Here is a 25,216-nt window from a genome sequence, read left to right on the forward strand (position 1 = left end):
CTGGAATGTTTAATTTAAAGGGCTAGTCTGTAGAGAATTTTAACAGTTTTTTAGATTTTGATTTTGAAGTCTTTTGGTGAATATTAAATGTTAATCTAAAAGATGGAGGTTGCTGTCATGTTGAAACTGTTTCAATATAATTGGCAAGTTCGTGATGAGTGGTTTACATTGTGCAAAGACATGCGGATGAAGAACTATTAAAGAAACGGGTCGGTGGGTTCGGTAGTATCCTACATACTTTATTTCACATTGTAGATGTGGAATATATGTGGATCTTAGGTTTGCGAGGTGAGCCAGTTCCTGAGGAGCCATTGTTTGAAGAGTATGCCAGCTTGCAAAAAGTAAAAAATCTCTCAGCTCAATATCACGAGAAAGTGAAGCCATTTGTGACATCTTGGACAAATGAAATGGATTCTCGGAAACTTTCAGAAACTGATTTCAATGAAGAACCGATTAGCTCTAGAGACGCATCAATTAGGCGCCGAGTCATTGAATGTACACACGGAGAGATAATACGTCATGTCATTGTCCACGAAATCCACCATATCGGCCAGTTATCTATATGGGCACGTGAAATAGGAAAGGAGCCTGTTTCCGCAAATCTGAGAGGAAGAGGGCTATTCGATAATTAGACTGCCTTTGCCAATTTCGTAATTTATTTATAAACGAATGGTTTAATTGAGTATATTTAAAGCGTGTTTAGATCAATCTTTTTCAAAACACACTTTTTCTTTATATTATTTTATCTAGCTTTATAGAGTTAATGTAATCAAACTTTTTTCGAAGCTACACTGTGATATATAATTGTAAGTAATTATTAACTACTTTAACGCCGTTTGTATTTTCAGACGGTGTTATAAGTATTTAACAATAAAACGACAAAATAAATAATAGATTTGATAACTGGTAATTAAAATGTGAAGAAGAATTGATATTTTTGTAGCTAAACGAATTTGAGAAAGTTTTTAGAGGGTTCTTTTAGTAATGCTCTTCCACTTATAATGGATGTAGAGAAGATGACTAGGCAACTATAGTTATTTTCGTTTCATTTTTGGGAAGGGGATGAAAGAATGAAAAAGACAAGTTTACAAAAGATAAAAAAGGTTATGTTAAGTGGTGGGATATTACTTACTGGATTATTAACATTTGGATTTTCAGAAAAGGCTTCAGCTCATGGGTATGTAGAATCACCAGCGAGCCGATCTTATTTATGTAAGCAAGGGGTAAATGTAAATTGCGGTCCAGTTCAATATGAACCACAAAGTGTAGAAGGAATAGGTGGCTTTCCGCAATTAGGACCTTCTGATGGACAAATTGCAGGTGCTGGTCATTTTCCTGCTTTAGACGTTCAAGCAGTTGATAGGTGGAAGAAAGTTACGTTAAACGGCGGGATGAATACATTCAAGTGGAAACTAACCGCTCCTCATAGTACGAAAGAATGGAAATACTACATTACAAAGAAGGATTGGAATCCAAATATGCCTTTAACAAGGTCTAGTTTAGATTTAGTGCCGTTCTATGTAAAAAATGATGGCGGAGTTAGACCGGGGACAACAGTAACGCATGAAGCAAATGTACCAACTGACCGTAGTGGCTACCATCTTATTTTAGCTGTTTGGGAGATTGCGGACACTGGAAATGCGTTTTATCAAGTTATTGATGTGAACCTTGTGAATAATGGTTTAAATTCCAAATTTGCTTTTAACAATGTAGTGCAAGTTCCTACACTATTTTAAATTAAATATACATTTTGATCATCTAATTCATTTTAGATGATCTTTTTTATGAAAAATATAGAAGAAAGTACAATTATTTATAAAAAAATGTGTCTAAAATATTGTCATATTTGCTTCTTTAAGATATCCTTTTCATGAAGAGGTGGAAAACATGGAAAAAGTACTAGTTTTCGGGCATAAAAACCCAGATACAGATGCAATTTGTTCTGCGATTGCTTATGCAGAATTGAAAAAAGAATTAGGAATGAATGCTGAGCCTGTACGTTTAGGCGAAATCAGCGGTGAAACTCAATTTGCGTTAGACTCTTTTAAAGTAGAAGGACCGCGTTTTGTTGAGACAGTAGCAAACGAAGTGGACAACGTTATTTTAGTTGACCATAACGAGCGTCAACAAAGTGCTAACGATATCGAATCTGTTCGTGTGTTAGAAGTTATTGACCATCACCGTATTGCTAACTTTGAAACAAGCGATCCTATATACTACCGTTGTGAGCCAGTTGGATGTACAGCTACAATCTTAAACAAAATGTACAAAGAAAACGGCGTTGCAATTCGTAAAGAAGTTGCAGGTTTAATGTTATCTGCAATCATTTCAGATTCTTTACTATTCAAATCTCCAACTTGCACAGAGCAAGACATAGCAGCAGCTCGTGAATTAGCGGAAATCGCTGGTGTAGATGCAGATAGCTACGGCTTAGAAATGTTAAAAGCTGGTGCTGACTTAAGCGGAAAAACAATGGAGCAATTAATCTCCCTTGACGCTAAAGAATTCCAAATGGGTAACGCGAAAGTTGAAATCGCACAAGTAAACGCTGTTGATACAAACGACGTTCTTGTACAACAAGCGGAACTTGAAAAAGTTATCTCTGCAGTAGTAGAAGAAAAAGGTTTAGACCTATTCTTATTCGTTGTAACTGATATCTTAACTAACGATTCTGTCGGTCTTGCGATCGGTAAAGCAACAAACGTTGTTGAGAAAGCATACAACGTAACATTACAAAACAACACAGCTACTTTAAAAGGTGTTGTATCTCGTAAAAAACAAATCGTTCCTGTATTAACAGAAACATTCCAAGCTTAATAATATTGAGTACGGATAAACAGAAAGGACAAGTAGTCAGATTGGCTGCTTGTTTTTTTCTTTTTTGAAATGACAGAAAATTATAATTTTAAAAAAGGAGGTTTGCGTATGTTTAATGGTTCAAAGACGTTAAAAAGGGATGGAAATAGGAAATGTTATGACTTGAAAACGTTGGAAAACAAATTTCAATCACTTTTAAATCAAAATATTTCTTCTGTTGCTGAATTAGAGGAATGGCTAATAAAGGAACAGCGTTTAACTGCTGAAGTAGAAGAGGTGTTAACGAGTCAATTAATTGCTGTGTATAGAGATACGAAAGACAGTACAATACGTAATCTACATAAATATAACCAAAATAGTATTCAACCACTTTTAAAAAAATACAATGCAAAATTTGATTGGAAATTTAGTGATTGTCCGTTTTCAAAGCTATTGGATGAACGAAAATACGGATACATGAAAAAAGTAAGATTGGTGAACAGCGAATTATTTAATGAAAAGAATATTTCTCTTGCCGTTAAGGAGGAGGGTTTTATAACGAAGTATAGAGAAATTATGTCTAACATAACAATCAATTGGAACAACGAAATAAGGACGTACGCATACGTTAAAGCAGAGTTGGATAACCCAAATAGAAGCATTCGTGAAAAGGCATGGCATGCTTTATGTGAAGCACGAAGTGTAGTAAAACCAGAAATAGATTGTATTATGAATGAACTTGTACAATTACGGAATCAAATGGCCCTAAATGCAGGGTTTAACAATTATAGCGAATATATTTTTAAGCTAAAAAACAGAGAATTTAGTATTGAAGACTGTTATACGCTTCATGAATCTATAGAGAAGCTGGTTGTACCCGTATGGAAACGATTAGGGAATCTTTTTAAAAAGGATCTTGGTGTAAAAGCGTATCTTCCATGGGATCTTGCTCCTTGTACATTGCAGAAAGTTTCATTTCAAAATTCCAATGATTTATTGGATGGGATTGAAGAGATGTTAAGAAAGACAGATTCATATTTTCATGAGGAATTTATTCATATAAGGAAATCAGGATTAATTGACGTAGAAGAACGGGAAAATAAGGCGCCGGGGGCTGCTTGTTTTACCTTACCTTATAACCAAGAGGTTTTTATTTATTCTAATTTTAGCCCATCATTTAACGCAATTAATGCACTCATACATGAAGTGGGTCATGCACTTCATTTCAATAAACAGTTTAACAATGAAAGTAGTATGCAAGAAAAATATCTTCGTGAAGAAGTAGCTGAGTTGTATTCTCATAGTCTCGAGCTATTACTAATGGATAAACTTAACATTTTTTATAAGGAAGAGAATGAATATAAGAAAGCACAACGAGAACAACTGCATCGAGCTTTGTCTTTATTAATTACGCCAGTTTCAGGTGATCTATTTCAGCATTGGCTCTATACCAATCCAAATCATTCATCAGAAGAATGGGATGAGAAATATCTCGAATTATGTAAAAGGTATAAATTTTCGTCAATCGATATTACAGGCTATGAGGAAGGGCTTGGTGCGAGTTGGATAGAATCGCTCCATTATATTCAGTATCCTTTTTACAAAATTGAATATGCAATTGCACAATTAGGAGCACTAAAATTATTTCAAATATATCGGGAGAATCAAGAAAAAGCGATTACTTTCTTTAAAGAGGGAACGAGTGCGGATTGGAATTTTTCCATACAGGAAATCTATGAAAATACAGGTGTTGCATTTGATTTTTCGCAAGAAACGGTACAAAGTACTGCTGGAGCTGTGTTGAAGTTTATAAGTGAATTAAAATAAGGATAGCATTCGCTATCCTCTTTATTCATAAGATCGTTTCTTGTTTATATAAAATGTAACAATAGCAGCAATAATGAAAATAGGTATTGCGTACGCTTGCCCAACGAATAATTTCCATCCCACATTATTATAGCCGTCAGATGCTGGAATGATAATTGCGATGATACAAACAATAATATAAGCTAATAATGCTGGGAGTATATTTTTCATAATTGTTCACCTCCTTTTAATACCAATGTTATGACTATATTTATATAATACATGATAAGTTTGTGTTTGGGAAATTATGTATAAGACATATATTTTTGTAATTATGTAAATGAAATGGTTATTTGAAAATAGGGTAGATGATATATATAAAGAATGATATAGGGGGATTTGTATAATGGACAATATATTAAATAGAATGAAGCAAGATATAAATATGGAGTTATTGTATAAGCTATGGCCTGATTTTAAGAGGGCTGCTTTTGCATTGTATGATGATGAGTATGTGTATGTATTTCATCATCCATTATTTCTGACAGAGGATGATGATGGGTATACCGTTTTAAATTGGAATGAACAATTTAAAGGAGATACATTCATCATATTCAAAGATTATCCAACTGCCATCGTCAATATGAATAGGTATAGAGATTATGAAAGTTTATTTGCGATTGTAGTGCATGAACTTTTTCATTGTTATCAATATTTGAATGGTGAAAGTAGATTTCCAAATGAATCTCTAGGATTTCAATATCCTATATTAGAAGAAAATATTGAATTACGAAATAAAGAACGAATTTGTTTATATGATGCTGTTCATTGTAAGTCACAAGCTGAGAAGAATAACTATATTAAGCAATTTATTGAACTAAGAGAGCAAAGGGCTAATTTTATGAAAGAAGAGTTTGTAACATACGAGTGTATGGTTGAAAGTATAGAAGGGCCTGCTTGGTATGTTGAAATGAATGCTTACAATACAGTATGTAATAATGATGAAAGTGAAACATTACGAAAAGAATGTTTTTATGTTTATTATTAGATGAAATCCTTCCTGAGTGGAAAACGAGCTTCTTTAATAGTGATAAATCGCTATATGCTTTTTTAAAACAAAATATAAATGTGGATTTGGATTTAAACAATGAAATTACAATAAGTAATGAAACAAAGCAAATGATTCATTTTGTTCAAAACGAAAGAGACAAGGATTTTAAAGAATTTAATGAGAAAAAAGGATATCACCTGTATATTATAGGGGATATAAAATTAAATATGTTTAATCCAATGAACGTAAATTTAAAGGGAAATAAAGCATTACATAAAACCTTTGTAAGTGTAAGTATACATAATAAAACATATATGCTAAATCAGCCTGTGTTAGCATCTTTTGAAGAAGATTATAAAAATATGAAACAAGTTCATATCATTATGAATGAAAAACCGGTAGAAAAAAATAATAGTTGGAACGTTGTGGGAATTGGAGACATAGAAGCTGAGTATGAAGAAGTGGAGAATTCTCTATTTTTATATTTAAAAAGTTAGAAGCGAGGTAAGAAATAACAATGAAAAGATTATGCATTATTCCGTGCGGAAAAAAGAAAATTTGGGATAAGTATCCAGATTACGGAGAGGAAGAGGCAAAAGATGTATATATTAGTCCATTCGGAAAAGCATGTCAGGCGTATGCAACTGAGTTTTTCGAGAATTGGGTTATATTATCAGCAAAGCATGGATTTTTAAGACCAAATGATATTGTAAAGGAAAATTATGATCTTGCATTTGATTCAAATAGTAATGAGATTATTAGCATAGAACAATTAAAACAACAGATGATTGATAAAGGTTTACTTCAGTTTGAAGAGATCGTCTTACTTGCGGGGAAGAAGCATAAAAAAGTAGTGACGAAGTTATATCCAGAAGAAATCATCACATATCCGTTAGCGGGATGTAGAGGGATTGGGTATATGCTGCAGAGGTTGAATGGGGCAGTGGAAGCGCAGAAGGAAGTATAGGGATAAATTAGTAATATAGATTCAAATTATACCAAATTAATACATTTAAAATAGACTATTAAACAAGCCTTTTTACCCTTTTAAACATAGAATATGATGAATTCTATTTTATATTAGGGGAGAGTCATATTCATGTGTAATAATTGTGGTTGTAGACGCAGAGATTGTAATAGATTTTGGGATGATTTAATGTTTGGAAGATGTAGACGTAGAGATTGTGATGATTGTGGTTGTAGACGTAAACGTGACTGTGATTGTGATGATTGCCGTCGCAATCGTAAACGTGACGACGATGATGATAAATGTCGTAAGTGGTAATATTTTAAAAAGAGTACTTTGAAGTAAGTACTCTTTTTGTGTATAAACCTTTTAAATTCCATCTTGAACAGATTTTTTTTCAATTTCCCATGAATCCTGTTTTATAATCTTTAAAGCTACATTAGTACCATTAGATTCCTTATAAAAGATATATCCGTGGTTTGATTTAACGTAAGTTAAAGGTTCGCCAATGCAATCTTTAGAACAAGATGTGTTGATAAGTTCAATTAAGGATAGTTCGCTAGGATCGGTTTTACTAGCATCTATAAGTGTATCAAGGTTCGTTTTACGAAAACCTTGTAAGTTTACATCGAAATTCTTTTCTATTTCTCCAGTAACGCTAGTATTCATTACTTCAACTGAATTTTTCTTTTCTAGAAGAAAACCATTTCCATAAAGGAATTTTGTATATCCAATCCATGTGATTAAAAATAGTATAAAAAACATACCAGTTGTTTTAAGTTTTCGAAGCCGTTTACTTACGATTGATTCTGAATATTTCATTCAGCCTAATCCTCCAATGTTTTTATTTTAAAGTATGCGTGGGTATATATATTTAGAAGGAGATGAAAGTTAGAGAGTTACTGATTCAAAAAAAGAAAGCATCTGAAGTTAGGTGCTTTCTTTTTGAATACTGTCCGCTATCTGTTAGTTACTTGTTTCATAAGAGGTCTTATTTCTTTAACAGGTGGTTTTTTATCATAGGCATCAACGTAAGAAAAGTAATAATTTAAGTTTCTAAGAAGTCCCTTTCCTATTTTTGCGCTTAAGAAGGGGAATACTTGTCCAGTATAATCATCGAGAGATTTACAGTAGTATTTTTCGTCTAAGTATATGCTGTATTTACATGTTAGTTCTACTAATGAGTTACCTTCATCATCAAATACTTCTTTAGAATCAATAATGTCTATTAATGCGAATTTTTCATTCAGATAAACTTTCTTCTTTTTCTCGTGCTTATTTGTGAGAATAAATACGAGACCAATTGCGTTAATCAAACTATTTCCTCCTATAAAAAACGGATATTAATAAAATATATCGATATACGTTAAATGTAAAGAGGAGTGGTGAAATATCATTGATAGAAACCTAAATAAGCCGATTTGTTTTTTCAAATCGGCTTATTTTTATTGAAATACTTGCGGAAATTGTTTCACGATTGCATCTGTTATCATGTCGGCCATTTCTAAGGCTTCTTTTTCAATTTTATCGTATAATTTTACACTGGCATCATAATCCTTATTTAGGAAGGCGAGTGCTTCCGCTTTCGTTAACGCTAAATGCTCATAAAACATTTTTCTAAATGCTTCTTTTTCTATATATGGGTTGATACTGGTTAGAAACTCAACAATTTCATCTCCATTAGCGTACCACTTCTTTTCTATAGCGGCCGCTGCGTTTTGATCACCAGCTTTTGCGGATTTAACAAGATCAGCAGCGATTGTTAAGTGGTCTTTAATTAATGCACTATATTTTTTCACCGCATTTTCTCCGTAGAATGGTTCAAGTGATAGCCCCATGTGTGTTGCATTTTGTAGAAGACGTCCAACGGTAACGTTTACGTCGGGCAAGTTAAAGATGATGCCTATAATGGCTAATCGTGTCCAAGCAACGTGTTGTTCCCATAAAGAACGCATATATCCTTTTAGAAAGTTTTCGTTTTTACTAACTCGGTAATTTCGTACAAATGAATCGAAGTTTCCATTAGTGATATGATAAGGGGAGTAATACGATTGCCAATAAGTATACATAAATAGTTACACTCCTTTGAACATGTATATCTCACAATATGATAAACGTTATTTTTAAGTTACGTGTCCAAGAGTTTTTTTGAGAGTTGGAAAAGGAGAAAATTGAAGGGGAATAAAAAACACACTTATGATATATATGAATCAAAAGAATTTTAAAATAATAGAGGTCCTGCAAGGGAAATTACAGGACCTCAAAAGGGTATTGCCGAGATGTCGGACTCGACTACGTAATATTAACATAAAATCCTTTCGGAAAAACCTGGTAAATGTGTCCAAATGAGAAGGGTACTTTTTAATAAAGTTAAAGGGATCTGCTTCCCGCGGCAGATCCCTTTAACTAGATAATGTTGATGAGCAAAAACTCATCTGGAGTACTTTCATAGTAACAAATGAAATTCACTTTGTGTATTGAGAAAAAATGAATTACTTGTATGAATGTAGCAGATTTATATTTTGCTTTTTGGAATTATAATCATTTGTGGAGAGCGGAATAGGGTTCTAAAATGGAGAAAAGACTTTTCAGCCACGATACGACATATTGCGATATATAAGTATAAAAAAAGACCTGCTAATTTAAGCAGGTCAACATAAGGGGTTTATCTAACAGATTATTATATATGGTAACAACTGTATTGTAGTAAGTCTATAAGTTATATGTTGAGAAAATTTGTTTGAATGATATATATTTGGCACATGTATTAACGTTTAAAAAGTTGAGAAAGGAAATTCATAAGCTTGCTATAAGAAAATAAGGGCTGATACTTATAAAATGATTCGTATTTCCACGCATCATTATTAGAGAATTGGAGTTGTTTATTTGACGCTTTAGGTTTGTTGGAATTATTGTAACGACTCTTCATAATTTAACCTCCTTAAATTCATATGTATACGATTAGTAGTATTCTAGGAAGGTAAATTAAATGAATATTTATTTTGAAATTCTTTCTTCTTGTGTACTAGATTTGTTTTTTTATGTTGGAAAACGTAAGAAGCAAATAGAACTCAAATACTTATAAAATTCAAAGTGGCGAGAATCAGTTTGATGATATAATGGGAATAGATGAAAGATAAAGAAAAGCAGGTGACTCTTTTTTGTTTACAAAAGCACAAGAACTTTTAGCGTCTTATTTCGGTTATTCGTCATTCCGAAGAGGACAAGATGAAACAATTAAAAATGTATTAGATGGGAAAGATACAGTTTGTATTATGCCAACGGGCGGTGGTAAGTCAATTTGCTATCAAATTCCCGCATTAGTATTCGAAGGAACGACATTAGTTATATCACCTTTGATTTCACTTATGAAAGATCAAGTAGATACATTAGTACAAAACGGTATTTCAGCTACTTATATTAATAGTTCCATTTCTATTACAGAAGCGAATCAACGAATTCAATTGGCGAAACAAGGACATTACAAATTGCTTTACGTGGCGCCTGAGCGTCTTGATTCTATGGAGTTTGTTGACCAACTTATCGATATGAAAATTCCAATGATTGCCATTGATGAGGCGCACTGTATTTCGCAGTGGGGTCATGATTTCCGTCCAAGTTATTTACATATACATCGCATATTAGATTATCTTCCAGAAAAACCGCTCGTTTTAGCTTTAACGGCAACGGCAACACCACAAGTACGTGATGATATTTGTAGTACGCTTGAAATTAATCAAGAAAATACAATTATGACAACGTTCGAGCGCGAGAACTTATCATTTTCAGTAATTAAAGGACAGGATCGTAATGCGTATTTAGCAGATTATATTCGTCAAAATCAGAAGGAATCTGGGATTATATATGCAGCTACAAGAAAAGTAGTCGATCAGTTATATGAAGATCTAGGGAAAGCAGGAGTTTCGGTATCGAAATATCATGCAGGTATGAGCGATCACGATCGAAATGAACAGCAAGAACTCTTTTTACGAGATGAAATCAGTGTGATGGTAGCGACATCTGCGTTCGGGATGGGGATTGATAAATCAAATATTCGTTACGTTATTCATTATCAACTTCCGAAAAATATGGAAAGTTACTATCAAGAGGCGGGACGTGCTGGTCGTGACGGGTTAGATAGTGAATGTATTTTGTTATATTCTTCTCAAGATGTGCAAGTGCAACGCTTTTTAATTGATCAATCAACTGGAGAATCACGTTTTTCAAATGAACTAGAAAAATTGCAAAATATGACCGATTACTGTCATACAGAACAATGTTTACAATCATTTATTTTGCAATACTTTGGAGAAGAACCGAAGGAAGATTGCGGCCGTTGTGGTAATTGTACGGACGACCGTGAAAGTATTGATGTAACGAGAGAATCACAAATGGTTCTATCTTGTATGATCAGGACGAACCAACGATTCGGAAAACAAATGATTGCACAAGTATTAACTGGATCGAAAAATAAGAAAGTCATTGAATTTAATTTTCATACTTTGCCAACGTATGGTCTTTTATCAAACCGTAGTGTAAAAGAAGTCAGTGAGTTTATTGAGTTTTTAATTTCAGACGAGTTGATTGCAGTTGAACATGGTACATATCCGACATTAAAAGTAACGGAAAAAGGGAAAGAAGCACTACTTGGTAAAGTGAATGTTTTACGCAAAGAACGAGTAGAAACGAGACAAATTGTTCAAGACCATCCTTTATTTGAAGTGCTTCGTGAAGTGCGTAAAGAAATTGCACAAGGGGAAGGTGTACCGCCGTTCGTTATTTTCTCTGACCAAACGTTAAAAGATATGTGTGCGAAAATGCCACAAAGTGACTCCGAACTCCTAACTGTAAAAGGAATCGGAGAACACAAACTCGTGAAGTACGGGTCTCACTTCTTACAAGCAGTTCAGCACTTTATTGAGGATAACCCAAACTATGCGGAAACAATTAAGACTGAAGTTGTTTCAGAGAGTAAAAAATCAGGAAAAGCGTCAGTGAATTCTCATTTAGAAACGTATGAAATGTATAAACAAGGCATTGATCTAGATGAAATTGCGAAAGAACGTAGCTTATCAAGACAAACAATTGAAAATCATTTAATTCGCTGCTTTGAAGATGGAATGGAAGTAGAATGGAACAGTTTTGTTCCTGCAGAATATGAATCACTGATTGAAACTGCCGTGCAAAATGCAGAGGGTGGTCTGAAATCGATTAAGGACCAACTTCCAAATGAAGTGAGTTACTTTATGATTCGTGCTTATTTACAAATTAGAAAGTAGAGACATATAAAGGGGATAGGGATTTATGCATCACGTTTTCGTGTATGGCACGTTAAGAAAAGAGCAAACGAATGCTCATTTTATGCAAGTTGCAATATGCATCGCAGACGAAGCATGGACGTATGGTAAATTATTTGATACATACGAAGGGTATCCTGCGATGATTTGTTCAAATGGGGAAAAGGTATACGGAGAAGTTTATGAAGTAAATGATGATGTTCTGCAAAAGTTAGATGAACTTGAAGAATACACAGGTAATGCAGAGAGTGATTTATATGACCGAATCACCGAAACGATTTATTTAGGTGATAGAGAAATACGTGCATTTGTGTATATTGCTCAAGATAAAGAGATGCTAAAGAAAGTTATCATTTCTGGTGATTGGGTGGAGTATCAACAAGGAAAATAAAAGCAGCTATAGAGCAGATAGTGGAATCGACCATTATCTGCTTTTTATATTGGTACTTTCAAAATTCTTATTATTTTGATAAATTGTAAATATAGAGAAATAAGAATGGTTTTTTTTCATGGATGTCAGAAATTTAGTTTCTCACCTGTAGCAGAAAAATCTAGTGCAGGAGGAGAATAATAATGAACGAATTAAATGTGAAGGAATTTTACCAAAAACAATTCGAACTGTCGAATTACGATATCAATACAGAAAGCTGGTTAGAGCAGGTTGCTAAAGAAGTTCAAGAACAAGTTGGTCATCCATTTCAAACGATGTTAGAACTAGGAGCAGGAAATGGCAGATTTGCAAGGGCGATGTCTAGGTTACAAGTGAAAATGACTACGGTTGAACTTGTACCAGAGTTAGTTATGTTTGCAAAAGAACATTCTACTAATAATATAGATATTCATTGCGCTGATTTTTATAAAATTAACTTTGAAGAAAAGTTTGATGTTGTTAGTTATTTAGACGGATTTGGTGTAGGAACAGATGATGAGCAATTGATTCTATTAAAACGGATTAAAAATTGGATGAAGGATGATGGATGTGCACTTATTGATATTTATCAACCATTGTATTGGAAAAAAGTAAGTGGACAAGAAATGTCCTTAAGCGCAGCTATGCGAAAATACGAATATGATAGTATAAATGAAAGAATGTTAGATCATTGGCGGGACCCTAATTATCCAAATGATGTAGTAACACAGTCTTTACGATGTTATACGGTAGATGAGATTAGCAATCTATGTGCTGAAGCTGGTTTAAGTATTATGGGAGTCTTCCCTGGGGGAGCATATGATTTTGAAAAACGAAAATATAAAGAATTGGCAACATTAAATGAATGTTTGGCATATCGAATTAAAGTAAGGAAGAGTAGGGATTAATCTCTACTCTTTTTTAATTTAGAAAATTCTTACTAAAACTATTGACTTTATGAATGGATTTTTAATACAATTATATTTCGACTGAAAAAATTGGAACGGACAGGAGGGAATCATCAAATGAACAACATTTTTGACGAAGAGTTACAAAAAATGAAAGATACTTTAAGTACGATGGATGATCAATTAGAACAGCTTGAAAAAATCCCGGTTTATTATGGAGAAGATTTTAAAGAGCAAATTCTTGAAAGTATGAGGGAGTCTAATAGACAAAGCTTACGTATTGGTGTACATGAGCCGTATTTTGGAAGATTAGACTTTCAGGAGGATGGCAAGGAAGACGTAATGCCGATTTACATCGGTAAAGTAGGTGTTTCAGATAAAGATACGATGAAACCAATTGTAATTGATTGGCGTGCACCTGTCGCAAGTATGTTTTATTCATTTACCGGTGGTGAAGAATTAGCATTTTATCATTCACCAGACGGATTAGTAGAAGGCGATGTTTATTTAAAACGAAACATTTCGATTCGAAAGAGAGAACTAGAACGTGTTGTTGATACATATGTGAAAGGAAATGAAGATGTCTCACATGCTGATGATTTTCTTCTATATCGATTAGGTGAGAATAAAGATAATAAATTAAAAGATATCGTATCGACTATACAATCGGAGCAAAATGATATTATACGTGCGGAAAGAAACTTACCATTATTAATTCAAGGGGTTGCAGGGAGCGGAAAAACAACGATCGCTTTACATCGCCTTGCTTTTTTAATTTATGAATATCGTGAACAACTTGAAGCGGAGAGAATGATCGTATTCGCTCCAAACAGTTTGTTTTTAGACTATATTTCAAGTGTACTTCCTGAGTTAGGGGTAGGAAATATTAGTCAAACAACGTTTCCAGATTGGGCATTGCGTCTGTTAGATGGTTCGGTGAAACTGAAGCAGACAGAAGAAAAATTGAAAGAAGCTTTCTCAATTAATCGCGATGAAAAAAAGGTTATGCTAGGTAAATTGAAAGGCACGCTGGAATTTAAGTCGTTTATTGAAGAAAGAATGATTCAATTTGAAAAAGATTTAGTGCCAACAAAAGATTTTGAGGCATGGGATAAAGCTGTTATTCCAGTGGAAGACGTTAAAAAATGGATGCAGGTTGAATATAAACACTATCCATTAAAGAAAAGAAGAGAACGTTTAGTCGGCCGTATGAAGCGCTGGATTGAAATTGAGCTTAAAAAGTTTGGAGAAACAAACGAGAAAAAATTACTAAAAAAAGAAGCGACAAAGAGATTGAACACATATATGAATTTTTGGCCGAAAATGAGCCCGCTTTCACTATATAATTCAATGATAAAGAGTAAAGAAATACTCGAAGTATTACCTGAAGAACTTGTTCAAGAAACAGAAAAGAATTGTCGTAAAAAAGAAGTGTATGTAGAAGACTTACCAGCTTTAATTTACATACAACATCGCATAACAGGAATTGAAATTGGACAAAAGTTCCATCACGTCGTTATTGATGAAGCGCAAGATTTCTCGCCATTCCAAGTATATGTATTAAAAGAAATTACACTAGGTAATTCTTTCACTATATTAGGTGATTTATCTCAAGCAATTTATGATTACCAAGGAATTGAAGACTGGGGTGCTTTTAAGGAAGTATTCCAAGAAACAGGTTATTATGAACTGACGAGAAGCTATCGTTCTACAAAAGAAATTATTGAATTTGCGAATGAAATAATAAAAAATGCAGAAATTCCTGTAGGACTCGCAACACCAGTTTTTCGTAGCGGTGAAGACGTGAAAGTAATTCGGGCAGAGGACCAATTTACTGAAGTTTTAAAGACATTACAGCATTTGCAAACTGAAGATGTGAAAACAATCGCGGTAATTGGAAGAACAGACGATGAATGCCGTGATATATATGAGAAGTTAACAAATGTAGGGTTGACTGTTAATGTCATTGAAGCAGATCAAAGCAAATATGAAGGTGGTATTTCGGTAGTACCTGTATATTTGGCGAAAGGATTAGAATTTGATGCCGTACTTCTAATCGACGTTGATGAGGAACATTACAAAAATACAAAACATGATGCGAAATTATTGTATGTCGGATGTACGAGATCGCTTCATGATTTATGGATTTTCTATAGCGGGGAAGTATCACCTTTAATTAAGGGATTAAAATAAATAAAAAAGAGGATTTTCTAGTAGTTCATGAAAATCCTCTTTTTATAGTTAAAAGGTATATGAATTAACGATCTAAGCTGTTTTTTAAATAATAAAATATCATATTCTCAAATTCTTTAATTTGCTCTTTTTCCCATAGACGAACAGCATCTACCGGATTTTGTGTATTCTTTAACCAATCTAGAATTAAGTCTAGTTGTTCTTGTATTTGCCATATTATTTGTTCTTTTATGTTCTCATCCCGAATTCTCTCAATTAATTGAATCATATATGGAAGTTTTTCTTTACATTCGTTTAAATCTCCGCAATAACCTGATGGAAATTCATGCGTACCAAACTCTAAGCTATTTATATAGTAAGAAACAAGATGTATCATTGCCTCTTGAGTATAAATCTTGGTGATGGAAGTGTTTCTTGTTCTGCTTCAAAATACGCAACTTGATTTGTAATTGAGTATAGAATAGAAGGCATTCCCATTCCAACAGCAACCTCTAATGCGTCTAGCAAAGGGAGGGTTTTCCCATCAATTTTTCTGTCCCATGATATGGCGTAGCAAGAATCATCGGCCCCATGTTTTTTTAACAGACGACCTATATCAATTGGACACGAATTAGGTTTAGGAATTTCAATCATATATTCTTCACGTAACGTAGTTCTGTAATTATGGCAAAGTCGACCTATCGCATCTTTACGTTTCTTAGTAGAAGAAAGCTCAAACATGATTCTACCTTGAAGTCGTTTAGTAAAAAATGATTTTACAATGATCTCTTCTAATTTTTTATCCATTATAAGTCTCCAATCTATTAATCATGTGTTGAAAATTTTAGTATTATTATATCATTACATATATTAAAAAAGGAGAGTAACTATGATTACAAAAGTAATAACAAAAAGAAATTGGAGAATCACGAAAAACATTGGAGAGATTAATGAAGCTTCACTTAAAGAAGAGGGATTTATTCATTGTTCATTATTAGACCAAGCTTTAAAAGTTGCTCAAAAACATTTCAATCATGAAAAAGATGTTTTATTACTTACAATAGATCCATCTCTTGTAAAAGCAGAAATAAAATATGAACTTGCTTCAAACGGTCAAGAATACCCGCATGTATATGGAGTAATTAATGTTGAGGCGATTGTAGAAGTTGTCCCATTTTCTAAAGAAAAAGGAGTGTTTATATTACCAGAGGTACATCGTTAAAAGTATTAATGGTATTTAAGTTTGTTAGTAAGCTGCAAGAAAATAAGAACACAAATTATATAGTTTGTGTTCTTATTTTCTGATTTTTATAAAAAAAAGATTGTTTTTGTCACAACTATACTGTACGATACATAGTATAAAACATATACTGTATGACATATAGTAATGCAAATGAGGTGGGTAAATGGATACTTTATTAAATTCATTAATTACTGAGCTAAGAAGAGGGACGTTGACATTAGCAGTTTTAAGCCAATTAAGAACACCGCAGTATGGTTATTCACTTGTCCAATTATTGGAGCAATCAGGAATCATGATAGATCAAAGTACTTTATATCCACTACTTCGCCGATTAGAAAAGCAGGAGCTAGTGACGAGTAGTTGGGATAAAACGGAGAGTAGACCTCGTAAGTATTATATTTTAAGTGAATATGGATTAGAGATATTTTTACAATTGAAAAAGGAGTGGATAAAGGATTCGAAAGAACTTTATAACTTATTAAAGGAGGAGGACGAGAATGAATTTAATTGAGGTTTATATTCAGGAGGTTGCGAAGAGATTACCTGAAAAAAATCGTGAAGATATTACACTAGAACTTCGGTCAACTATAGAGGATATGTTACCTGATGAATACAATGAGGAAGATGTAAAGAGTGTCCTTGAAAAATTGGGGAGCCCAGTTTCATTGGCTAATGGGTATTTGGATAGACCGATGCATTTAATTGGACCACGCTATTTTGATGTATATACGACGTTATTAAAAATGATTATACCAATTGCAGCTGTTATCGCACTCATTGCAATGATTGCAGAAAATTTTATAGGCTATACTGGTGATCAAGCAGTATTAAATGTTATTTTACAATTGATAGGTAAAGGCATTGGGGAAATTATCGAAGTAGGCCTCCATGTATTTTTCTGGTTGACACTTGTATTTGCTATTTTAGAAAGAACAGATAAAGACAAAGGTACCCAACCGTTGACGACAAGTTTAAAAAAATGGACTCCTGATGATTTGAAAAATATCTCGTATGTTCCAAAGAAAAAGTCAATCTCAAAGTTTGAAGTTTTTGGAGGTTTGATGTGGACAGCAATATGGGCGACATTTTATTTTTATGCAAATCACCTTGTTGGTGTATATGAAGGTACTGAAAATGGCCTGAAATTTGTAGTGCCAACGTTTAATCAAGATGTTTTACTTCAATACTGGCCAATCGTTGTGGTTATGATCGTTTTCGAAGTAGCTATATCTCTTTATAAGTTAGTACAGGGACAATGGACGACAAGATTGGCAATTGGAAATACAATTCTTCAAATAACCGGAACAATAGTATTCATTATAATTGTAGTAAATCCTCATTTATTTAACGAAGGATTCATTACGTATGTGGCAAATGTGTTTACGATTTCCCCAGAGGGATTTAAAACGTGGTTAGTTGGTGGTGGAATTATCATTTATACGTTGTCCGCTGCGATTAATATATTTGATGGTTTCCGAAAAGCTAGTATTCGTATGTGGAAATGAATCAGAAATTCCGATAATATGAAACCATTTAGAAGATAACCATTATGAAAGGAAGAAAACAATGATAAGGGAAGCAACAAAAAAAGATTTAGCATGTATTTTAGATATTTATAATGATGCGATAGTTTATACAACAGCTGTATATGCGTATAAACCTGTAACCCTTGAAAATAGAATAGATTGGTATGAACAAAAAAAGGCTGATGGCTATCCAATTTTCGTATACGAACTAGATAATAAAGTAGTAGGATTTGCGACATTCGGCCCATTTAGAGCGTGGCCTGCCTACAAATATTCAATTGAACATTCTGTGTATGTTGATAAGGAATATAGAAAAAATGGTATTGGGTCCTCTTTGATGGAAGAATTAATCACATTTGCAAAAGAAAGAGAATATATGACCTTAATTGCTGGAATTGATGCGGAAAATGAGAAAAGTATTGCCTTGCATCAAAATTATGGATTTGTTCATGCCGGAACAATACAAAAAGCTGGTTATAAGTTTAATAGATGGCTGGATTTAGCCTTTTATCAATTGGAGCTTAACGGGCCTGAGAATCCTATAGAAGAATAGAGATATTTATTACGGTACAAATAAATTTAAAAAGAAATTGTATATATTTCAAAAGATAGTATGAAGAAATCTCATGCTATCTTTTTATATTCACCAACATAATTAAACAAAAAAAGGTTTTTTACATTTTATATCGAATTTTCAGAGGTGATAAAACAATATAGAAATAGAGATGAATATATATGACAGGTGGATTGCCCACAGCTACAATAAATATTGGTATAATGGGAATGTTTAATGAACTCCCGTTTCTTTATGTAATTGGAGGAGAAGATTTACCCGAGCGAGTTCATAATATAGAGGTTGATGAAACTATTACAACAGCTTTGAAATACATATACAAAGAATATAGTGAAAGCATGCTAGGAGTGAGCGATTGAAACGAAACTTAAAGACTTCAACAATTATTATTCTAATTGTAACGATTATTGCTCTTGAAGTTGGAATTGCACTATACGATCACACTTTGTCATTAGATACAATTTACTTTGCAGCGATTCTTATTTGTATTGTATTGCTTTTTGGCACACGTGTTTCTGAAGAGAAAGAAAGTACATCGAAACAGAGACGAAGAAAAACGGCTCTTATATTTTGGCCATCTATTTTAATATTAATTACTAGTTTTGCAGTTATAAGTTATGTAAGAATAGGCTATGTCTCTGTACCTGGGATAATTGGTTTTTCGTGCTTTGTTACATATGGTGGATTTGTGTTCATTAGTATTTTAAAGAGACGAAATAAAAATTAAATGTAACTTACTAAGTTGAAAGGAAGCAATGTATATGAAACATATAGAGAACGGTACACGCACTGAAGGAGAATACATTAAAAATAAAGTAATTCAATATAATATGTCCATCTTAACAGATGAAGTAAAACAGCCGATGGAACAAGTAAGCTTTGTAGTGAAAGATGAGGAAGGGAAAATCTTTGGCGGCGTTACAGGAACGATGTATTTTTATCATCTTCATATCGATTTTTTATGGGTTGATGAATCGGTTCGTCATGATGGTTATGGAAGTCAACTGATACATAAAATCGAAGACATTGCGAAGGAAAAAGGATGTAGACTCATATTACTAGATTCATTTAGTTTCCAAGCACCAGAATTTTATAAAAAGCACGGCTACCGAGAGTATGGTGTCGTTGAAGATCACCCGAAAGGGCATAGTCAGCACTTTTTAGAAAAGAGATTATAATAATGTTATGTAAACTGTTTGACAGGAGAAAGAAAATGTACACGTATAAATTACAACATGAACAACCAATCTGTGCAGAGAAAATAAAGAAGCTTTATGATTCAGTCGGCTGGTGGCCGGAAAGAAAAGAAATTGATATTGAAAAAATGTTAAAGAATAGTATAGCAATTGGAGTATGGGAAGAAAATGAATTAATTGGATTTGCTAGAGTCGTTTCAGATGGTGTTTTTCGAGCGTACATAGAAGATGTTGTCGTACATGAAAGTGTAAGAAATAAAGGTATTGGAGAGAATATGCTTACAATATTACTGGAAGAGATATCTCATATTGATATTGTTAGTCTATTTTGCGGAGAGAAACTAATAAAGTTTTATGGTGAACAGCAATTTAAAGCGACGAAGCAAATTGTGATGCATCGTAATCAAATAGTGGAAGAATAAGAGGTGCCAGAAGAATGAATGCAACGAGAGAGTATTGTTTATCGAAAAGAAAAGCGACAGAAGATTCTCCGGATGGCTGGAGTGCAACATGTATGAGGCTCAATAATAAAATATTTGCGATAGTGAACCATGAAGAAGGTGAAAAAGCTGCAATTACATTAAAATGTGATCCAGAACTCGCATTAAGAATAAGAGAAGATTACCCAGAAACAATAATTCCTGGATATCATATGAACAAAAAGCATTGGAATACAGTGTACATACATAAAGATGTAGGACAAGAACAAATTAATAAGATGATAGATTGGTCGTATGATTTAGTACTGCAATCATTTTCAAAGAAAAAGCAGCAAGAGTTATTGGATTAATATGTATTAGGAGTGGATGTAATGAAAGACTCAATCAAAGATACGTATGATAAATTAGCGAGTACATATAAAGAAAATCTAGATTTGGCAAATCCATATAACAGTTATTATGAAAGACCAGCGATGATGGAGATTATTCCAAAGAAACTAGAAGGGAAGAGAATACTAGATGCTGGATGTGCAGCTGGATGGTATACTTCTCAATTCGTAGGAAGAGGAGCAAACGTTACAGCAATTGATGTAAGTTCTGAAATGGTAAAAGCCGCAAAGGAAAGTACAGGTGATAAAGCAACATTTCTTTGTCATGACCTTCAAGAAACATTACCATTTGAAGATAATTCTTTTGATATGATTGTAAGTTCGCTTACTCTTCATTACTTGCAAAATTGGAGTAATGTATTTCAAGAGTTTCATCGCGTCCTTAAACCAGGTGGTTTATTTGTGTATTCCGTTCATCACCCATTTATGGATTTTACAAAGTTTCCGTGTGAAGATTATTTTAAAACGCAATTGTTAGTAGATACTTGGCGGAAACCTAATATTACAATTGAAGTAAGTTTCTTTAGAAGGTCACTTCAAGATATTATAAATGAAACAACGAGTAATTTTGTATTAGAAGAGTTAGTCGAGCCGAAACCGATTGAAAAGATGAAGGAAGTAGATGAAAAATCATATTATTATTTAAACACTAACCCGCATTTCCTTATTATAAAAGCGAAGAATACAAAGTGAAACCGTATATAAATAGCTAGTAAAATGATTATATTTTACTAGCTATTTGCAGTTTTACATTATATATTAGGAGATTTTGAAATGAATACGAAACGAAATAGATTACTATATGCAATGTTTACTATAGTTGTTATTATTTTAGGCCTTAGTTCAAGAAAGTTTGCTTTTGCGTTACCTGATTTATTAAATGATTACTTAGGTGATGCTTTATGGGCGTTAATGATTTTCGTTGGATTCGGATTTTTGTTTCCTAAAATAGAAACGAAGAAATTAGCTTTTATTAGTTTGATATTTTGCTACGGGATTGAAATTAGTCAATTGTACCATGCGGAATGGATAGATAGCATTCGAGCAACGACTTTAGGTGGACTCGTATTAGGTTACGGATTTTTATGGAGTGATCTAGTTGCTTATACAATTGGTGTTGGGATTGGAATGTTTTGTGAGTTTATGCTACGGAAGAAATAAAAGATGTAAAAAGGGGTATTTATGAAAAAAATTATATTAATTGGTTCTGGTGGTTCAGGAAAATCCACATTAGCAAGGCAGTTAGGTAATAAGCTAAATATTAAGGTGCATCATCTTGATGCACTATTTTGGAAACCAAATTGGGAGGGTGTACCGAAAGAGGAGCAAAGAACGGTTCAAAATGAATTAGTTAAAGGGGAAAAGTGGATTATTGATGGGAATTATGGCGGGACAATGGACATAAGAATTAACGCAGCTGATACAATTATCTTTCTTGATATTCATAGAACAATTTGTGTTTATCGTGCTTTTAAAAGAATTGTGCAATATCGGAATAAAACAAGACCGGATATGGGGGCTGGATGTGAAGAAAGATTTGACTTGCAATTTTTCAAATGGATATGGGAATATCCTAAAACGAAACGACCTTCAATTTTAAAGAGGCTAAATCAATTGAGTAAGGATAAAGATGTTATTATTTTAAAATCTTCAAATGAAGTAAGACTATTTTTAGAGAAGCACGATACCATAAATAGTTAGATTATAAAAAGAAGTAACATGGGGGGATAGGATTGAATAGATTCATTGGCCCGGCTGACTCTAATATGGTGAAAATTCCAACAGGAAAAGTAGAATTAAGAGATGATCGAATAAAAAAAGAATGGCAAGTTCAAATAAAACCATTTCTTCTTGCAAAGTATGTTGTAACAGCGGAATTATATTACGCAATTACGAATCGTGCACTAAATGGTAATGAAAATGGTAATAAACCTGTTGTAAATATTTCATGGCATGATGCAATTGCTTTTTGTAATTTACTGTCTAAAATAGCAGGGTTTACAGAGTATTATTCTATACAAGATGATGGAAAAAAGGTTAGTTGTAACTTGCATTCAAATGGCTATCGATTACCGTCTGAGGCAGAGTGGCAATATGCATGTAAAGCAGGTACGACGGGATATACGTATGGGGAACTTCAGAAAATAGCGTGGTATAATGAAAATTCAAGTGGGCAAATTCATGACGTCGGTAAAAAAGAGCCGAATGCATGGGGACTTTATGATATGTTAGGGAACGTTTGGGAATGGTGCTATGATTTGTATGATGAAACAGTGTACGGGTCATACCGCATTTTTCGTGGTGGTAGTTGGGCTGAAGCAGCTAGAGGTTGCGGTGCCACTTGTCGCCGTCGTAGTCATCCTACGTTTCATATAGATGATCTCGGTTTTAGGCTTGCTAGGTCAATTTAGCAGGAAAATGATACATATAACACCGTAAAGAGTATGGAAAGTATCCATACTCTTTACAACATAGAAATTTTAAAATTTAAGGAGTGTTTTGAATGGCACGTGTTTTATTCATTAACGCTGGATCAGAAGGACATATAAATCCAACATTACATGTTGTAGAAGAACTGATTTCTCGCGGTGAAGAGGTAGTTTATTTTTCAATAGAGGCTTTCAGGGAGCGTATTGAGAAGACAGGTGCTACTGTACGAACGATTGATGATCAAAAATTTATACAAGCATTTCTTTCCGGTGGTCGGAATTATTTACAGGAAAGAATAAATGGTCTTTTACATACAGCAGATGTTATTATACCGAGTGTTCTAGAACAAATTGAAGGAGAACATTTTGATTATATTATTCATGATTCGATGTTTGGCTGTGGACGCTTAATTGCCCAAATTCTTAATCTTCCAGCCATAAATTCATGCACATCTTTTGCACAAGATGAAAAATCATTTAAACAAATGTTAGACCATCTTTCTAAAAATATCCCACTGGAATTTCAGGATAGAATACATAATGATTTTGAAAACTTAACTAATGGAATTACAGAAAAATATGGTGTTGATATAAACTCACCGTATGAAGTTTTCTGTAATCCAGCTTCACTTACTATTGTGTATACAATTAAGGAGTTCCAACCTTTTGGGGATACATTTAATGAAACATTCAAATTTGTGGGTCCATCTATCTCTACACAAGTGAAAAATGAAGGTTTTGATTACACTTCAATTGAAGAAAAAAGCCTGATTTACATTTCATTAGGTACTGTTTTTAATGAAGCGCTTGATTTTTATAAACTTTGTATGAAGGCGTTCGAGAATAGTAAGCATACAATTGTTATGTCTATTGGCAACAAAATGGAAATAAGTGATGTAGGTAATATCCCTAAAAACTTCATTGTGAAAAACTATGTACCACAAACTGAACTTCTCAAATATACGAAACTATTTATTACACACGGCGGTATGAACAGTACGCATGAAGGGATATATAACGGTGTTCCACTCGTTGTAATTCCGCAAAGTGCAGATCAGCCAGTAATCGCAAAGCAAGTGGAGAGTCTCGGGGCAGGAGTTAAATTGCAAATGCAAGGATTAACTGCGGATCAACTAAGTGAAAGTGTAGAAATAGTATTAAATAATCCGTCATGTAAAGAAGCTACTTTGAATTTGAAGGAGTCTCTCCGAAAATCAGGTGGGTATAAGCAAGCAGTTGATGAAATTTTTAAATTTACAGGCTGTTATTAAAACTATACATGTGAAAGGGTGTCTATATTAAATGATATAGACACTTTTATGTTATATGAAGCGAGGAATTGATGAAATGGAAAGAATGAAAATACTAGATGTAAATTTTGCTGACATGACAGCTACACCATTTTTTCAAGTGGAGGCGAAAAATAGAATTAGATTCGATATAGAATTATTTGAGGGTAATTTGAGAGGATTAAGAGGGATTTTGACTGAACTTTTTAAAAGTCCTGATGCAATTGATGTTTCATTTATTTCCGGTTACATAACATATGGTAAAAGTAAGAGAATAAATGAGAAAACAAAAATTGGAAGGTTCATGAAGATTAAGAATTGGGCAGAAACGAAAGTAGACGTTGATGATCTTGAAAGTACAATCATATTTACTACGATTAAAGGTGTACATGAAGATGAAGTATATAAGTATTGCAAGTATGTCGTTAATGGTGGTCAGCAAGCGTATATTTCTTTTTATAACGATACTTATTTATTGTATATAAGTACAGACGTTATTGACATTGTTTCACCAGATACAAGTTTAATAGAAAAGTTAAAACTTCAATACAGTGAAGAATATGATAAGTTTTATGAAACTATATTGACGGATTCGGAAATGTTTACAAGTGATAAGTAATTTCAAAGTATTGATAGAAAGATATATGGAAAATGGAGATGGCACGTTGTTTTAAAATAATGTGATCTCACATTGCCATGCGTTTTAAGTTAACGATGAAGGGTT

The 25,216-nt window shown here is 33.3% G+C and carries 28 protein-coding genes and 4 pseudogenes; 26 read left to right on the forward strand and 6 right to left on the reverse strand.

The window, feature by feature from the left end:
- The first annotated feature begins 117 nt into the window (after positions 1–117).
- From ABH960_RS23620 to ABH960_RS23635, 4 genes and pseudogenes are all read left to right on the forward strand, one after another.
- Positions 118–632 (forward strand): annotated as a pseudogene (locus tag ABH960_RS23620) (DinB family protein).
- A gap of 438 nt (positions 633–1,070) precedes the next feature.
- Positions 1,071–1,736 carry a lytic polysaccharide monooxygenase gene (locus ABH960_RS23625; protein WP_404448754.1) on the forward strand — a complete coding sequence of 222 codons (666 nt, stop codon included), beginning with the start codon at positions 1,071–1,073 and terminating at the stop codon, positions 1,734–1,736.
- Positions 1,737–1,887: 151 nt separating this feature from the next.
- A complete protein-coding gene (ppaC, locus tag ABH960_RS23630; protein ID WP_404448756.1) occupies positions 1,888–2,817 on the forward strand; it encodes a manganese-dependent inorganic pyrophosphatase in 930 nt (309 codons plus the stop codon).
- A gap of 108 nt (positions 2,818–2,925) precedes the next feature.
- Positions 2,926–4,623 (forward strand): M3 family oligoendopeptidase, encoded by a 1,698-nt coding sequence (locus tag ABH960_RS23635; protein WP_404448758.1) that lies wholly within the window; start codon positions 2,926–2,928, stop codon positions 4,621–4,623.
- A gap of 21 nt (positions 4,624–4,644) precedes the next feature.
- Here the strand turns inward: ABH960_RS23635 and ABH960_RS23640 are convergent, their stop codons facing one another.
- Positions 4,645–4,833: a DUF4017 family protein gene (locus ABH960_RS23640; protein WP_002032631.1), complete on the reverse strand. Its 189-nt coding sequence runs from the start codon at positions 4,831–4,833 to the stop codon at positions 4,645–4,647.
- A 175-nt stretch (positions 4,834–5,008) separates the two neighbouring features.
- On the opposite strand from ABH960_RS23640, the pseudogene ABH960_RS23645 reads away from it, so the two are divergent.
- From ABH960_RS23645 to ABH960_RS23655, 3 genes and pseudogenes are all read left to right on the forward strand, one after another.
- Positions 5,009–6,150 (forward strand): annotated as a pseudogene (locus ABH960_RS23645) (peptide ABC transporter permease).
- Between the two features lie 20 nt (positions 6,151–6,170).
- Positions 6,171–6,620, forward strand: a complete 450-nt coding sequence (locus ABH960_RS23650) for a DUF6884 domain-containing protein (protein WP_098168333.1) — start codon at positions 6,171–6,173, stop codon at positions 6,618–6,620.
- Positions 6,621–6,752: 132 nt separating this feature from the next.
- Complete coding sequence (locus tag ABH960_RS23655; protein WP_002085081.1) at positions 6,753–6,938, forward strand: hypothetical protein; 186 nt, start codon at positions 6,753–6,755, stop codon at positions 6,936–6,938.
- Positions 6,939–6,989: 51 nt separating this feature from the next.
- Here the strand turns inward: ABH960_RS23655 and ABH960_RS23660 are convergent, their stop codons facing one another.
- From ABH960_RS23660 to ABH960_RS23670, 3 genes are all read right to left on the reverse strand, one after another.
- Positions 6,990–7,442, reverse strand: a complete 453-nt coding sequence (locus ABH960_RS23660; protein WP_404448761.1) for a hypothetical protein — start codon at positions 7,440–7,442, stop codon at positions 6,990–6,992.
- Positions 7,443–7,579: 137 nt separating this feature from the next.
- Complete coding sequence (locus tag ABH960_RS23665; RefSeq protein WP_000606233.1) at positions 7,580–7,936, reverse strand: hypothetical protein; 357 nt, start codon at positions 7,934–7,936, stop codon at positions 7,580–7,582.
- 129 nt (positions 7,937–8,065) lie between these two features.
- Positions 8,066–8,689: an acetylglutamate kinase gene (locus tag ABH960_RS23670; protein ID WP_404448763.1), complete on the reverse strand. Its 624-nt coding sequence runs from the start codon at positions 8,687–8,689 to the stop codon at positions 8,066–8,068.
- Between the two features lie 1,092 nt (positions 8,690–9,781).
- Here ABH960_RS23670 and recQ point away from each other — a divergent pair.
- The 4 genes from recQ to ABH960_RS23690 all read left to right on the forward strand — a co-directional run bounded on the left by recQ (position 9,782) and on the right by ABH960_RS23690 (position 15,427).
- The gene (gene recQ, locus ABH960_RS23675) at positions 9,782–11,899 is read left to right on the forward strand and encodes a DNA helicase RecQ (protein WP_404448765.1); all 2,118 of its coding nucleotides are present in this window, start codon (positions 9,782–9,784) and stop codon (positions 11,897–11,899) included.
- 25 nt (positions 11,900–11,924) lie between these two features.
- The gene (locus ABH960_RS23680) at positions 11,925–12,308 is read left to right on the forward strand and encodes a gamma-glutamylcyclotransferase family protein (RefSeq protein ID WP_404448767.1); all 384 of its coding nucleotides are present in this window, start codon (positions 11,925–11,927) and stop codon (positions 12,306–12,308) included.
- 182 nt (positions 12,309–12,490) lie between these two features.
- Complete coding sequence (locus tag ABH960_RS23685) at positions 12,491–13,234, forward strand: class I SAM-dependent methyltransferase (protein WP_404448769.1); 744 nt, start codon at positions 12,491–12,493, stop codon at positions 13,232–13,234.
- Positions 13,235–13,351: 117 nt separating this feature from the next.
- Positions 13,352–15,427, forward strand: coding sequence for a HelD family protein (locus ABH960_RS23690; RefSeq protein ID WP_404448771.1), 2,076 nt, complete (start codon positions 13,352–13,354; stop codon positions 15,425–15,427).
- A 64-nt stretch (positions 15,428–15,491) separates the two neighbouring features.
- Here the strand turns inward: ABH960_RS23690 and ABH960_RS23695 are convergent.
- Positions 15,492–15,812, reverse strand: a pseudogene (locus ABH960_RS23695) (hypothetical protein); the annotation flags it as partial.
- Complete coding sequence (locus ABH960_RS23700; protein ID WP_404448773.1) at positions 15,800–16,213, reverse strand: hypothetical protein; 414 nt, start codon at positions 16,211–16,213, stop codon at positions 15,800–15,802. The pseudogene ABH960_RS23695 and the gene ABH960_RS23700, both read right to left, overlap by 13 nt.
- 82 nt (positions 16,214–16,295) lie before the next feature.
- On the opposite strand from ABH960_RS23700, the gene ABH960_RS23705 reads away from it, so the two are divergent.
- From ABH960_RS23705 to ABH960_RS23775, 15 genes and pseudogenes are all read left to right on the forward strand, one after another.
- Positions 16,296–16,628: a DUF952 domain-containing protein gene (locus ABH960_RS23705; RefSeq protein ID WP_404448775.1), complete on the forward strand. Its 333-nt coding sequence runs from the start codon at positions 16,296–16,298 to the stop codon at positions 16,626–16,628.
- Between the two features lie 184 nt (positions 16,629–16,812).
- Positions 16,813–17,160, forward strand: coding sequence for a PadR family transcriptional regulator (locus tag ABH960_RS23710; protein ID WP_016091534.1), 348 nt, complete (start codon positions 16,813–16,815; stop codon positions 17,158–17,160).
- Positions 17,147–18,154 (forward strand): HAAS signaling domain-containing protein, encoded by a 1,008-nt coding sequence (locus ABH960_RS23715; protein ID WP_404448777.1) that lies wholly within the window; start codon positions 17,147–17,149, stop codon positions 18,152–18,154. The genes ABH960_RS23710 and ABH960_RS23715 overlap by 14 nt, the downstream gene beginning before the upstream one ends.
- A 61-nt stretch (positions 18,155–18,215) precedes the next feature.
- A complete protein-coding gene (locus ABH960_RS23720; protein ID WP_002147366.1) occupies positions 18,216–18,728 on the forward strand; it encodes a GNAT family N-acetyltransferase in 513 nt (170 codons plus the stop codon).
- Positions 18,729–18,907: 179 nt separating this feature from the next.
- Positions 18,908–19,108: pseudogene (locus ABH960_RS23725) on the forward strand (serine hydrolase); the annotation flags it as partial.
- Positions 19,105–19,476 carry a hypothetical protein gene (locus ABH960_RS23730; protein WP_033734048.1) on the forward strand — a complete coding sequence of 124 codons (372 nt, stop codon included), beginning with the start codon at positions 19,105–19,107 and terminating at the stop codon, positions 19,474–19,476. The pseudogene ABH960_RS23725 and the gene ABH960_RS23730, both read left to right, overlap by 4 nt.
- Before the next feature lie 34 nt (positions 19,477–19,510).
- Positions 19,511–19,927, forward strand: coding sequence for a GNAT family N-acetyltransferase (locus ABH960_RS23735; protein ID WP_033734050.1), 417 nt, complete (start codon positions 19,511–19,513; stop codon positions 19,925–19,927).
- Positions 19,928–19,962: 35 nt separating this feature from the next.
- Positions 19,963–20,367, forward strand: coding sequence for a GNAT family N-acetyltransferase (locus ABH960_RS23740; protein WP_003189822.1), 405 nt, complete (start codon positions 19,963–19,965; stop codon positions 20,365–20,367).
- Positions 20,368–20,381: 14 nt separating this feature from the next.
- A complete protein-coding gene (locus tag ABH960_RS23745; RefSeq protein ID WP_070143336.1) occupies positions 20,382–20,735 on the forward strand; it encodes an MmcQ/YjbR family DNA-binding protein in 354 nt (117 codons plus the stop codon).
- Between the two features lie 21 nt (positions 20,736–20,756).
- Positions 20,757–21,467: a class I SAM-dependent methyltransferase gene (locus tag ABH960_RS23750; protein ID WP_033734052.1), complete on the forward strand. Its 711-nt coding sequence runs from the start codon at positions 20,757–20,759 to the stop codon at positions 21,465–21,467.
- Between the two features lie 81 nt (positions 21,468–21,548).
- Positions 21,549–21,935, forward strand: a complete 387-nt coding sequence (locus ABH960_RS23755; RefSeq protein WP_404448781.1) for a ribosomal maturation YjgA family protein — start codon at positions 21,549–21,551, stop codon at positions 21,933–21,935.
- Between the two features lie 21 nt (positions 21,936–21,956).
- Complete coding sequence (locus tag ABH960_RS23760; protein WP_404448783.1) at positions 21,957–22,475, forward strand: DNA topology modulation protein; 519 nt, start codon at positions 21,957–21,959, stop codon at positions 22,473–22,475.
- A gap of 32 nt (positions 22,476–22,507) precedes the next feature.
- On the forward strand, positions 22,508–23,185 hold the full coding sequence (locus ABH960_RS23765; protein ID WP_404448785.1) for a formylglycine-generating enzyme family protein: 678 nt from the start codon (positions 22,508–22,510) through the stop codon (positions 23,183–23,185).
- A gap of 92 nt (positions 23,186–23,277) precedes the next feature.
- The gene (locus ABH960_RS23770; RefSeq protein WP_340952557.1) at positions 23,278–24,474 is read left to right on the forward strand and encodes a macrolide family glycosyltransferase; all 1,197 of its coding nucleotides are present in this window, start codon (positions 23,278–23,280) and stop codon (positions 24,472–24,474) included.
- 76 nt (positions 24,475–24,550) lie between these two features.
- Complete coding sequence (locus ABH960_RS23775) at positions 24,551–25,111, forward strand: phosphatase (protein ID WP_340953931.1); 561 nt, start codon at positions 24,551–24,553, stop codon at positions 25,109–25,111.
- The last annotated feature ends 105 nt before the right edge of the window (positions 25,112–25,216 follow it).

The organism is Bacillus sp. RC252 (genome assembly GCF_044909215.1).
Lineage (GTDB): Bacteria > Bacillota > Bacilli > Bacillales > Bacillaceae_G > Bacillus_A > Bacillus_A mycoides.